Below are 12,054 nucleotides of genomic sequence, written 5' to 3'. Positions count from 1 at the left end.
ATCGACCGCGAGAAGCTCGCCGGCCGGTTCCCGCCGCGGGTGCGGGCCAGGGAGCTGTGGCGGATCGCCCCGGACCACCTCGCCGAGGCCCAGGACGACGCAACACTGCTCGCGATCCGCGCGCAGGAGGACACCGGGATCGACATCGTCACCGACGGCGAGATCCGCCGGGAGTCCTACTCCAACCACTTCGCCACCGCCCTGACCGGCGTCGACATCGACAGACCCGGCACCGCGCTGGACCGCTCCGGGCATCCCAACCCGGTGCCCCGGGTGGCCGGCGACATCACCCGCCCGGAGCCGATCGAGGTCGCGGACGTCAAGTTCCTGCGGGCAGCAACCGACCGCACCACGAAGATCACGGTGCCGGGCCCGTTCACGATGTCGCAGCAGGCGCAGAACGATCACTACGCCGACTCCCGTGCGGTCGCACTGGCCTACGCCGACGTGGTCCGCGCGGAGATCGCAGACTTGTTCGCCGCCGGCGCCGACATAGTCCAGATCGACGAGCCCTACCTGCAGGCCCGGCCCGAGGCAGCCCGGGAGCACGGGGTGGAGGTGCTGAACAGGGCCCTGGAGGGCGCAGCCGGACCGACCGCCCTGCATATCTGTTTCGGCTACGCCGCGATCATCCACGAGCGCCCGGAGGGCTACTCGTTCCTCGCCGAGCTCGCGGACACCCCGGTCGGGCACGTCTCGGTCGAGACCGCGCAGTCGAACCTCGACCCGACCTCCCTCGACCCGCTGCGCGGCAAGGGGATCATCCTGGGTGTCCTCGACCTCTCCCGACCGGAGGTGGAGACGCCCGAGGTCGTCGCCGACCGCATTCGCCGCGCCCTGCCGCACGTCGACGTCAGCAAGCTCGTCCTCGCCGGCGACTGCGGCTTCAAGTACCTGCCGCGCCTCGGTGGAGGGAAAGCTGCGTTCCCTCGTGCGGGCGGCGGCCGTGGTGCGCGGCGAGCTGTGACGTGCCGCGGTCGTGGGGGGCCGCGCGCGGCGCACAAGGAAGCCGAGCGAGTTCTGCGTCGGCTCGTCTCCGAGGTCGAACGGGCGACGTAGGAGACGCTCGCGCGAGTCCACATCCGACCGCTGATCGGGAGGCAGGAGGTCGGTGCGCTCCGGGCGTCGGGTCAGCACGGGGCCCCCTTTCACCACGAGGGAGATCGATCTCCTGGAGGAGGCTGCAGCCGCGTTGCTGACGGACCATCGACGGGGATGAACGATCACTCTCGTCGGAAGTGATCAGCCATCGGTGGGGCCGCCTCAGAGGCGTTCGATGCGGTCGGCCTGCGGGCCCCGGTCGCTCTGACGCACCGCGTACCGGACCCGGTCACCCTTCTGCAGCGGCTCCGACCCCATGATCACGGACACGTGGGCGAAGAGATCGTCGCCGCCTGCGTCCGGGGTGATGAAGCCGAAGCCGCGGTCGCCGTCGTAGCGCGCGACGACGCCCTCGCCGCCTCGTGCGGGAACGTCCCGCGCCGCCGGCCCTGCGGCCGCGGCAGGTGCCGACCGCTGCGGCGCCGTCTGGGGCTCGGCGCCCCGGACCAGGTGCACGTCGCGGGCCTGCGGGCCCCTGTCTCCACTAGCCACCTCGTAGGCGACGCGGTCGCCCTCCGCGAGCCACGTCAGCCCCTCGGCCAGGGCCCGGGCGTGAACGAAGACGTCCCCGGCGCCGGAGTCGGGGTTGATGAAGCCGAAGCCCTTGTCCTCGTCGTACCAGGCCACCGTGCCGTCGGCGCCGTCCGCGCCGTCCGCGGTGCCGGCCGCAGCGGGTGTGCCGGCGTCCGCTCCCAGCGGGATCACGTGCCCGGCCTGCGGGCCGCGCTCGCCTTCGACGATCAGGAAGGCCACCCGCTGCCCTTCGGTGACCACGCCGCCGGTCACGATGGCGGAGCTGTGCACGAAGATGTCGGCGCCGCCGCCGTCCGGCGACGCGAAGCCGTACCCCTTGCCCGGCTCGTACCAGTTGACGGTGCCGAGCAGGCCCACCGCGCTGCCGGTGGCCGCGTCGGCGGTGACGCGAACGCGCAGCGCCTGGGGCCCGCGGTCGTTCTCGCCGACCTCGAACACGACGGCCTGACCCTCGCGGAGCACTTTCGCGCCGCCGTCCCCGACGATCTCGGAGGCGTGCACGAACACGTCCGGCGAGCCGTCCTCGGGCGCCAGGAAGCCGAAACCCCGTTCGGCGTCGAACCAACGGACGGTTCCCTGCGGCATCGAAGGCTCCAGGTCGAGAGGGCGGGCACTGGCCCCCAGTCTCTCTGACAGACCTCGCGGTCCGTCGGGCCGGGGCCCACAGGCGGGCGGTGCGGAGCCAGGGGCGGGCCGTTGGTCCACCCGGCGACACGCTGCTGACACCTGGCCGCGTTCCTGCGACGCGAGCCATGCCGGCGATGTGTCCCCCGTGCGAGCTACGTGCAGGTGTCCACTCGGCGGTGACGATTCCGGGGCGTCGGATTTCTAATGTCCACGGCAGCCGCAGCGTGAGGCCGCGGATGTGACGAAGGAGTTCTGGTGATACTGGTCTGGCAACTCGTGGCCACCGCGGTGATCGCTTTCCTCGGCGGCCAGGGGTTCGCCGCCGTGCAGGGGGACCCATGGCTCACCCTCGCCGTCGGCCTCCTCACGGCCGTGCTCGCCGTTGCCGGCTACGGATGGGTGGTGCGGCGGACCGAGCGCCGCCCGGCCACCGAGGTCGGCCGGGCCGGTGCCGGGAGCGCGTTCGGCCGAGGGGCGCTCGTCGGCGCCGCACTCTTCGGGCTCGTCATCGCGAACATCGCCTTCCTCGGCGGGTACGCGGTGCACGGCGTGGGTTCGGTGCCGAGTGCGGTGGGGTTGGTCGGCTTCATGGCCGCCGCTGCGGTGACGGAGGAGCTGATGTTCCGGGGCGTCCTGTTCCGGATCGTCGAGCAGCGCACCGGCACGTGGATCGCGCTGGTGACGACAGGTGCGCTGTTCGGGCTGGTGCACCTGCTGAATCCGCATGCGAGCCTCTGGGGTGCCGTCGCCGTCGCGATCGAGGCCGGCGGCATGCTGACCGCCGCGTACGTCGCCACCCGCACGCTGTGGTTGCCGATCGGGCTGCACTTCGGCTGGAACTTCGCCGCGGGCGGGATCTTCAGCGCCGTGGTCTCGGGCAACGGCACCTCGCAGGGACTGCTGGACGCCACCATGTCGGGTCCGGTGGCCCTCACCGGCGGGGACTTCGGCCCGGAGGGGAGCCTCTACTCGGTGCTGTTCTGCGTGCTGGCGACGATCGTGTTCCTGTGGCTGGCCCACCGGCGCGGCAACCTGGTGCCCCGTCGCGGCCGGACCGCCGCCACTACGCTCGCCCAGTGATCGATCACCGGCCGGCACTGGCGATCTGGCGCCGGCTCGATGTTGTGGTCCGGGACCTCCCGCTCGGGTTGGTGTTGGTGGGGGCGTCGTTCCTGCCGGCCCTCCAGAGCCACGGGACGCAGCTCGGTGGGCTGCCGCCCCGCCCGTTCGACGCCCTCGCCGTCGCGGTGGTGGTGCTTGAAAGCCTCCCGCTCGCCGTGCGCCGACGGTGGCCGGCGGTCTGTCTCCTGCTGGTGTCGCTCGGCTTCGCCGTCGATCAGCTCCGCGGCTACCACACGGTCGCGGGCACAGCGCTGGCGTTCGCGCTGCTGAGCGCGGGTATCCACCTGGAACGGAGACGGCGCGCCACGGCGATCGTGTTCTCCGTGGCGTACGTGGTGCTGGCCGTCGTGCTCGTCCGGTTCGGTGCGGTGGAGCCGATCGTGGAGTTCGTGACGTTCTACCTGGCCATGGCCGCCGCGGGTGGGATCGGGGCGTGGCTGCGCTCCACCCGGGTCGCAGAAGCCGAACGCCGCCGCCGCGTGGCCGAGGACACCCGCACTGCCGAACGCACGCGCATCGCCCGCAAGCTCCACGACGTCGTGACTCATCACGTGACGGCGATGGTCGTGCAGGCCGAGGCGGCCCGCTACCTGACCGCCGCACCTGATCGGCTCGACCAGACCCTGACCGCGGTCACCGACACGGGCCGCCGCGCCATCACCGACCTGCGGCACCTGCTCGACCTACTCAACCCCGATCACGGTGTGGCGGCCAGGACACCGTCCCCGGGCGACATCGGCACGCTCGTGGAGCAGACGCGCCAGGCCGGCCAGCCGGTCGAGCTCACCGTGGAGGGCACGCCGGCGGAGGCGGCCGGCAGCGCCGATCTCGTGGCCTACCGCGTCGTGCAGGAAGCCCTGACCAACGCCCTCAAGCACGCGCACGGCAGCCGCACCTCCGTGCAGGTGCGTCACGGCGCACGGGAGATCACCGTGCAGGTCAGCACCGACGGACCCGGCTTGCCGGCCGGGTCACCCGGCGGGAGCGGCCGGGGTCTCGCCGGCCTCCGTGAGCGGGTGGACGTACTGGGCGGCGAGTTCAGGGCCGACCGGCTGGCCGGCGCCGGATTCTCCGTTCAGGCCCGGATCCCGACAGGGAGCCGGTCGTGAGTGCACCGATCCAGGTGCTGGTCTGCGACGACCAGATGCTGATCCGTACCGGCCTCGTGACGATCATCGACGCGCAACCCGATCTCGAGGTCGTCGGCGAGTGCGGGGACGGGCAGGCCGCGGTCGAGCTCGCCGTCCGGCTCCGACCTGACGTCGTGGTGATGGACATCCGCATGCCGGTGCTCGATGGCATCGAGGCCACCCGGCTGCTGGCCGGCGCCGGCGTGCCGGATCCGGTCAAGGTGCTCGTGCTGACGACGTTCAACCTCGACGAGTACGTCTATGAGGCACTCCGCGCGGGCGCGAGCGGGTTCCTGCTCAAGGACGCGCCGCCGAGCCAGCTGCTGCACGGGATCCGGACCGTGTCCATCGGCGGGGCGCTGCTGGACCCCGACGTGACGCGGCAGCTCGTCGGCACGTACGCCGCCCGGATCCGCCCTGTCGACGTCGGTGCCCGTGACAGCCCACTGACCTCGCGCGAGCTGGAGGTGCTGCGCCTCATCGCCGAGGGCCTGTCCAACAGCGAGGTGGCCGCTGCCCTCGTGATCAGCCACGAGACCGTCAAGACCTTCGTCTCCCGCATCCTCATGAAGCTCGACCTGCGCGACCGGGTGCAGGCCGTCGTCTACGCCTACCGCCACGGCCTGGTCACCTGAGCCGCCCCGATACGGCGCAGAACCCGTCCCAACCTCCCCCGCGCGCGCCGCACGAAACTCCTCGGAGATCCACGCGGTCGTCCGTCGCGGGCGATCGTCCCTGTCGACGAGGAGGCCGGATCTCGAGCCGGCGCTCGCCACCGATTTTCATCGTGGCGGCGTCGACCGCCACGTTCCGCAACATCGAGGCCTCCGTCGGTTCCGCTCCCGTCGCCGGCGGAGTGCAGCGGCTGGCCGAACGCGCGCTCGAGGCGCCATCCGCGTCCGTGGTGGTGGCGAGCTCGGGGCGCCGGCTCGGCCGGCGTCGACGACAGCACCGACCACCGCTGGTCGGCCCCGTACCGGCCGCCGAGACCCTGGCCCGACGGCTCGGCGGGTCCGCACCGCTCCCCATGATCAATGTGTGGGGGAACATCCGGGCCACCGGTGGCCCGAACCTTCCCACACAGATCGATCACCGGTGCCGGAGGCGGGCGGTCGGCGTCGTGTGGGGCCGGCGTTGCGACATCGGTGCTGCCGAGGCGGTTGCGGAGTACGCCGTCCTCGAGGTCCGGATACCGATCCCGGGCACCGGTGGTGGGGAGCCACGATCATGGCGACCGCCTCATCGACACCGAGCTCTTGCTCGACGACGCCGTGCAGCACCACGTGCCCGAGGGCGCAGGGCTCCGGAGGGTCGACGCGCAGCGAGGCCACGGCCTCGTCCACCGCGGCGCCACGATCACGCACGCAGACCAGCCGATCCCCACGACCGTGGCTGTGATCGATCTGTGGGGGAACATCCGGGCCACCGGTGGCCCGAACCTTCCCACACGGATCGATCACCGGAGCGACCCCGATCTCGGCGTGGTCGTCGTGCGGCGTGCCGGTGCCGAACGCGAGCTTCCCCGGCCAGCAGCGAGACCGTGGACCCGATCCCGGCCGGCGGCGGGAGCCCGGCCACGTCCCACCGTCCCAGCTCATCGGCCGTTCAGGGTCTCGTCGTGGACGGGGACCGATCCCGGTAGCGGGGGCTCGGGAGACCGAGCGTCGCCAGCGCGCTGCCCGAGAGCTCCGCGGCGAAGAGCGGATACCGCCGCAGATGGGGGATCCGCACGCAGTCGTCGATGATCGTCTTAGCGGTCTTGACCAACGTCGCCGCGCGGGCTTCGGGCAGGTCGGGGCGGGCGACGGACAGCCATCGCTGCCACTCCGCGAGATAGTCGGCCTGGATGCGGTCGACACGCTCCCGGGCGGCATCGGGGACGTAGAGGCGTTCGGTGAGCCAGACGGCGAGCAGGTCGGTCGCCTCGAGCGCGATCCGGATGTATCCCTCGATCAGCAGGGCGAGGACCTCGTCGTCCGGGCACGGGGTGTGCATGGCGCGCGTCGCCTCCAGCGCGAGCCACTCGTGGAGCCGGGTCACGGCGGCGACGAGGAGCTCGGCCTTGTTGTCGAAGTAGCGGTAGAGGGCCGGGCCGACGATCCCGAGCCTGGCACCGATGTCGTCGATGCCGACCCCGGCGAAGCCCTTCTCCCGGAACTCGCCGGCCGCCGCGTAGAGCAGCTGCTCGCGCCGGGACGCCGAGGTCCTGGCGGTCCGGGCGCCGCGCTCGTCCGCCCCGACCGCCGCCGGCGCGGCGAGGACACGTCGTCCGGCGTCGATCAGGTCGCGGGCGAGGCCGGATCGGGGGAGCGGGCTGTCGTAGAGGCTGTGACCGGAGACGATGCTGACCACCACCCAGCTGCGGACGTCGATGACGGCCGGGTCGAGGCCGGGACCGGCGGGGCGGACGAGGAGGTCCTGCAGGGTCGTGGCGATCCACCGGGTCCGGCGGCGGACCAGCCGGTAGTCCTCCGCGTCGAGGTGGCGGGCCTCCCGCTGCCACAGCAGCGACAACTGCCGGCTGTCCAGCGCGGCCTCGGTCAGCGCGGTGAGGCCGGAGTCGACGCTGCGCCGGGCGGCCGGCAGCTCGGTGAGGCCGGTCAGGGTCTCGATGACCCGCTGCTGGTCCTCCCGCACCACGTGCGAGAGCAGGGCCTGCTTGTTCGCGTAGTGGCGGTAGAGGGCACGCGCGGTGATGCCGCTCGCCTCGGCGATGTCGTCCATCCGGACGGCGTGGAACCCGCGGACACTGAACAGCTCGCCGGCGTTCCTGGCGATCTCGGCCCGCCTGTCGCGCGGTCGCGACCGGGTGACCCGCGGTTGCGTGGGAGCAGCGTCCACGATCGGTCCCCCTTCCGCCTGCCCGGCATGGTAGCCAGGGCAGGCGGGTGGGGATCAGGTGCCCGCGGAGCCCGGCACCCCGCAGCGCCCGACGTCGGCGGTCGCGATGACCGCCGTGGACCGGCCCTGGACGAACTCCTCGAGCGTGGTGGCGTTGCAGCTCATGTAGAGCGTGCCGAGATCGTCGCCGCCGAACGTGCAGGCGACGGCCTGGGCGCCGGTCACCGGCACCTTGTCGGTGAGCTCGCCGCCCTCGAGCACGCGGTAGAACCCGCTGTCGTCGCCCATCGTGAGGGCGTTGCCGAACCACACCCCGCCGTCGGCGTCCAGGGCGATGCCGTCGGGCATGAACGACTCGGCGAGCTGGGCCCAGACCCGCTGGTTCGACAGCGACCCGTCGGCGGCGACGTCGAAGGCGGTGATCCGGTGCAGGAACGTCTCGGCGAGCAGCAGCACCCCGTCGGGGGTCAGGGCCATACCGTTGGGGAACAGGACCTGGCCCTCGACACGGCTGACGGCGCCCCGCGGGTCGATGTGGGCCAGGGCCGTGGGTCTCGGGTCGTCGGTGCCGATGGTGAAACCGAAGTTGCCGACGTAGGCGTGCCCTGCCGCGGTGACCAGCATGTCGTTGCCCGGTCCGCCGGCGATGTCGCCCAGCTCGGCGTAGGTGTCGAGGGCCCCGCCGGGCCCGATCCGCAGGACGGTGGCGTCGGCCTGGGACACCACGAGCGCTGTGCCGTCGGGCAGGAAGCCCAGGCCCGACGGCGCGCCGGGGATCTCGGCCACCGTCGTCGCGTCGCCGTCGGGGGCGAAGGTCAGCACCTTCCGGCTGAAGAAGTCGCTGGCCCACAGCGCGCCGTCGTGCCAGCGCAGGCCTTCGAGGAACCGGTGTCCCGACGCGAACTCGGTCAGGGTGTGCAGCTTCATCGTGTCACTCCTGGAGACGGTTGGGCGCGCGCGAGATCGCGGAGCCTGAACTTCTGGATCTTGCCGCTGGGGTTGCGGGGCAGGTCGTCGAGCAGGATCAGGCTCTCGGGCAGCTTCTGGCGGGCCATCCGCCGCGCGGTCAGCCACTCGACGATCTCGGGGAGGGTCACGGCCGTCCCGGACTCGGGGACGACGACCGCGCAGACGCGTTCACCCAGCACCGGGTCGGGGGCGGAGACGACCGCGACGTCCACGATCGCGGGGTGCTCGAACAGCTGGTCCTCGATCTCCTTGGCGCTGATGTTCTCGCCGCCCCGGATGATGATGTCCTTCTGCCTGCCCACGATCTCGACGTAGCCGTCGGCGTCGATGCGGGCGAGGTCGCCGGTGCGGAGCCAGCCGTCGTCGGTGAAGGCCTCGGCGTTGAGCGACTCGTCGAGGTAGCCCAGGAACATCTCCGGACCCCGCACCTGCAGCTCGCCGTCCGGGCGGACCCGGACCTCGGCCGCACCGATCGGTCGCCCGTCGGTCCGGGCCCGCTTGTCCACGGGGTCCGATGTGCTGCAGGCGGTGGCGGTCGGGTACTCGGTCGATCCGTAGCCTCGCCCGACCGTGCACCCGAGCGCCGTGGTCGCCGCCCTGATCAGCTCCGGGGGCACGTCGGCCCCGCCGCACGCGAACACGCGCAGTGACCCGACATCGTGGTCGGGCAGCGCAGGGTGGTGGACGAGGCCGTGCAGGAACGGCGTGGCGGCCACCACGAAACTGCACGAGTGGTCCTGGATCAGGTCGAGCGCCCTGCCGGGTTCCCAGACGTCGAGCAGGACGACGGTGCTGCCGAGCATGAAGGGCAGCTGCATCCCGTAGAGGACGCCGATGATGTGGCCGACGGGGGAGGGCATGAACACGACGTCGTCGATGGTGAGGCCGAAGAAGTCGATCATGCTGCGGTTCTCGTAGTCCAGCGTGTCGTGGCTGTGCAGCGCGCCCTTGGGCGCCGACGTGGTTCCGGACGTGTAGAGCAGCAGGGCGATCCCGGCCGCCTCGCGCGGGACGCCGACCGGGTCGTCTGACCCCTCGGCGAGAAGGTCCTCGAAGCGGAGCCGGGCGTCGTCGGCGCCGGCGCCGACCACGACGACGGTCTCCAGCGCGGGGGCCTCGGCGCGGATGTCGTCGATCATGGCCGGGTAGTCGAAGCCCCGGAAGTCGTGCGGCACCACGACGACCTTCGTGGCCGCCTGACGCAGGATGAACGCCGTCTCCCGGTGCCGGTAGATCGGGATGACGGGGTTGCTGACCGCCCCGAGCCGGATCGCCGCGAGGTGCACGACGATCGCCTCGGCCCAGTTCGGGAGCAGCCACGACACGACGTCGCCGGGACCGAGGCCGCGGGCGCGCAGCGCGGACGCGAGGCGGTTCACGCTGCGGTCGAGCTCGTCGTAGGTCCAGGACCGGTCGCGGTCGACCACCGCGATCTTCTCCGGCCTGCGGGCGGCGCCCTCGGCCAGGTAGCCGTCGATCAGGTTCCCCGCCCAGGACCCACCGTCGCGGCGGACGCGGTCCTCGTCGAGCCTCGTGGCCTTCACGTCGTCCTCCTCGGGTCCGTCTCGTGCAGCAGGGACGCCCCGATCCGCCGTCGGAGCTCGGTCTGGTCGCCGTACCAGGCGCGCAGGGCCAGCGCGCGTGTGTAGTGCCGGCTCACGACGCTCTCGGTGGTGAACCCCATCCCGCCGTGTAGCTGGATCGCGTCCTCGCACACGCTCACCGCCACCTCCGCGGCGTGGGCCTTCGCGGTCGCCGCCATGATCGCCAGCTCGGACACGGAGGCCTCGTCGGCGTCGGCGAGGGTGGCCAGGCAGAGGTTGTGCAGGCCCGTCCAGCGCATGTGCATGTCGGCTGCGATGTGCTGGAGCGCCTGGAAGCTGCCGACGGGGCGGCCGAACTGCTCGCGCCGGCCGATGTGCTCCACGGTGTGCTCGAGGCTGCGGTGGGCGAGCCCGCTGAGCTCGCAGGCGAGCAGAAGCATGGCCCACGAGCGGAGACGGGCGACCAGGTCGTCGTCGGGTATCGGGTCCGCGGGCACCTCGTCGAGCACGACGCGGGCGAACTCGGTCCCGGGGTCGGCGCTGTCGAGCTCGTCGATGCGCACCCCGGGCGCGGCCGGGTCGACCAGGCACACCGCGGCTCCGGCGATCACCACGAGCAGGCTCGCCTGCCGGGCGAAGCGCACGGCGTGGACGGTGCCGGAGAGCCGCCCCGAGGTGAGGGTGACCGACCCGAGGTCCTCCGCCCACTCCTCGGTCACCCCGTGATCGACGACGGCGACCGGCACCCCGGTCTCGACGACCGCGGCGACCCGTTCGTCCGCCAGCAGCGCCGGCACCAGGACGTTCTCCAGCTGCGGGCCCACGACGAGGTGGCGTCCGAACTGGACGAAGACGGCGCCGAGCGCCGAGAGCGGCGCGCCGAGGCCGCCCCTGTCCTCCGGCACGGCGAGGGAGTACCAGCCGAGCCCGGCGAGCTCCGCGGCCAGCTCCGGATGCCACGCCCCGGCGTCGAGGAGCTCGCGCAGTCTGTCCCCGTCGTAGGCGCGGGTCAGGTACTCGTCGACGGCGGCGCCGTACTCGTCGTCAGCCACGGGGGAGCCCCAGCAGCCGCTCGGCGACGATCGTGCGTTGGATCTGTGCGCTGCCGCCGTAGATGGAGGCCGCGCGCGAGTAGAGGTGCTCGTGCACCCACCGCTGCGAGCGAAGCCCGTGCGGGTGGGAGCCCAGGACGGCGCGCAGGGGACCCAGCAGGCCGGCGATCTCTGCGAGGACGGTCTGCTCGACGTCGTTGAGCACCAGCTTGTCCACCGAGTCCAGCGGTGTCGGCCCGGTGCCCGCGACCAGCCGGGCGGTGGTCCGCCGGGTCTGGGCGTCGAGGACGCGCATCGCGACGTGGCAGCGGCCGAGGGCCGCCCGGACGCGGGGGGTCTCGGGGCGGCCGCGGAGCTCGCTGATCGCGTCGTCCACGGCGACCTCCAGCTCGACGCGGCGGCGCAGCGTGGCGCCTGCCCGCTCGCTGCCCAGCGTGTGCGTGGCGATGGCCCATCCCTCGTTCTCCGCACCGAGCAGGTTCCGGCGTGGGACCCGGACCTGGTCGAGGAAGACCTCGCAGAACTCGCCGTCTCCCGTCATCTGCCGGATGGGACGGGCCGTGACGCCCGGGCTCGACATGTCCACGAGCAGGTAGCTGATCCCGGCCTGCTTGCGCACCGAGGGGTCCGTCCGCACCAGCAGGGCGCACCACTGCGCGACGTGCGCCCAGCTGGTCCAGATCTTCTGGCCGGAGACGACGAGGTCGTCCCCGTCGGCCACCGCCCGGGTCCGCAGCGAGGCCAGGTCGGACCCGGCCTCCGGCTCGGAGAAGCCCTGGCACCAGATGTCGTCGCCGGCCAGCAGACGCGGCAGCAGCTCGGTGCGCTGCCGGTCACTGCCGTAGCGGTCGATGGAGGGCCCGACGACCTCGAGCCCGATCAGCCCGATGGGCTGTGGGGCCCTGGCCCGGACGAGCTCCTCGACGAACACGAGCTGGTGGCTGTGCGTCAGGCCCTGCCCTCCCGCCTCGCGGGACCACGCGATGCCGACCCACCCGGCCTCGAACAGCGTCTTCTGCCACCGCCGCAGCACCGTGAACCGGGAGTCGAGGTCGAGCGGGACCTCCGGCGGTTCCGCCTCGGCGAGCCAGGCCCTCGCCCGGGCCCGGAAGGCGTCCAGGCTCTCCATCGCCG

The 12,054-nt window shown here is 72.5% G+C and carries 10 protein-coding genes and 1 pseudogene; 4 read left to right on the top strand and 7 right to left on the bottom strand.

The features are described from left to right. On the top strand, positions 1 to 1,059 hold a 1,059-nt coding region (locus I4I78_RS09555), incomplete at its 5' end, for a hypothetical protein (RefSeq protein ID WP_226379396.1). A gap of 204 nt (positions 1,060 to 1,263) precedes the next feature. Here I4I78_RS09555 and I4I78_RS34220 read toward each other — a convergent pair. Both I4I78_RS34220 and I4I78_RS33735 read right to left on the bottom strand, forming a co-directional pair. Beyond that, positions 1,264 to 1,992: a cold-shock protein gene (locus I4I78_RS34220; RefSeq protein WP_374225856.1), complete on the bottom strand. Its 729-nt coding sequence runs from the start codon at positions 1,990 to 1,992 to the stop codon at positions 1,264 to 1,266. Between the two features lie 30 nt (positions 1,993 to 2,022). Next, positions 2,023 to 2,220, bottom strand: a pseudogene (locus I4I78_RS33735) (cold-shock protein); the annotation flags it as partial. Between the two features lie 297 nt (positions 2,221 to 2,517). Between I4I78_RS33735 and I4I78_RS09545 the strand changes: the two are divergent. From I4I78_RS09545 to I4I78_RS09535, 3 genes are read left to right on the top strand one after another with little or no spacing between them, the layout of a single operon-like run. Then, a complete protein-coding gene (locus I4I78_RS09545; protein ID WP_218610884.1) occupies positions 2,518 to 3,342 on the top strand; it encodes a type II CAAX endopeptidase family protein in 825 nt (274 codons plus the stop codon). After that, complete coding sequence (locus I4I78_RS09540; protein ID WP_218610883.1) at positions 3,339 to 4,493, top strand: histidine kinase; 1,155 nt, start codon at positions 3,339 to 3,341, stop codon at positions 4,491 to 4,493. The genes I4I78_RS09545 and I4I78_RS09540 overlap by 4 nt, the downstream gene beginning before the upstream one ends. Continuing rightward, positions 4,490 to 5,149, top strand: coding sequence for a response regulator transcription factor (locus I4I78_RS09535; protein ID WP_218610882.1), 660 nt, complete (start codon positions 4,490 to 4,492; stop codon positions 5,147 to 5,149). The genes I4I78_RS09540 and I4I78_RS09535 overlap by 4 nt, the downstream gene beginning before the upstream one ends. A 970-nt stretch (positions 5,150 to 6,119) precedes the next feature. Here the strand turns inward: I4I78_RS09535 and I4I78_RS09530 are convergent. Genes I4I78_RS09530 through I4I78_RS09510 form a run of 5 tightly spaced genes read right to left on the bottom strand, consistent with a single transcriptional unit; the run spans position 6,120 to position 12,049 of the window. Then, positions 6,120 to 7,355 (bottom strand): TetR/AcrR family transcriptional regulator, encoded by a 1,236-nt coding sequence (locus tag I4I78_RS09530; RefSeq protein ID WP_218610881.1) that lies wholly within the window; start codon positions 7,353 to 7,355, stop codon positions 6,120 to 6,122. 54 nt (positions 7,356 to 7,409) lie between these two features. Continuing rightward, positions 7,410 to 8,282, bottom strand: a complete 873-nt coding sequence (locus tag I4I78_RS09525) for an SMP-30/gluconolactonase/LRE family protein (RefSeq protein WP_218610880.1) — start codon at positions 8,280 to 8,282, stop codon at positions 7,410 to 7,412. Further along, positions 8,279 to 9,868: an AMP-binding protein gene (locus I4I78_RS09520; RefSeq protein ID WP_218610879.1), complete on the bottom strand. Its 1,590-nt coding sequence runs from the start codon at positions 9,866 to 9,868 to the stop codon at positions 8,279 to 8,281. The genes I4I78_RS09525 and I4I78_RS09520 overlap by 4 nt, the downstream gene beginning before the upstream one ends. Further along, a complete protein-coding gene (locus I4I78_RS33730) occupies positions 9,865 to 10,920 on the bottom strand; it encodes an acyl-CoA dehydrogenase family protein (protein ID WP_218610878.1) in 1,056 nt (351 codons plus the stop codon). Before I4I78_RS33730 ends, I4I78_RS09520 begins: the two co-directional genes overlap by 4 nt. Continuing rightward, positions 10,913 to 12,049 (bottom strand): acyl-CoA dehydrogenase family protein, encoded by a 1,137-nt coding sequence (locus I4I78_RS09510; protein WP_218610877.1) that lies wholly within the window; start codon positions 12,047 to 12,049, stop codon positions 10,913 to 10,915. Before I4I78_RS09510 ends, I4I78_RS33730 begins: the two co-directional genes overlap by 8 nt. Positions 12,050 to 12,054: the final 5 nt, after the last annotated feature.

The sequence above is a fragment of the Pseudonocardia sp. KRD291 genome, from assembly GCF_019263595.1.
Lineage (GTDB): Bacteria > Actinomycetota > Actinomycetes > Mycobacteriales > Pseudonocardiaceae > Pseudonocardia.
The sequence above is the reverse complement of the archived record's forward strand: the minus strand, read 5'-3'. Positions and strand labels throughout refer to the sequence as shown.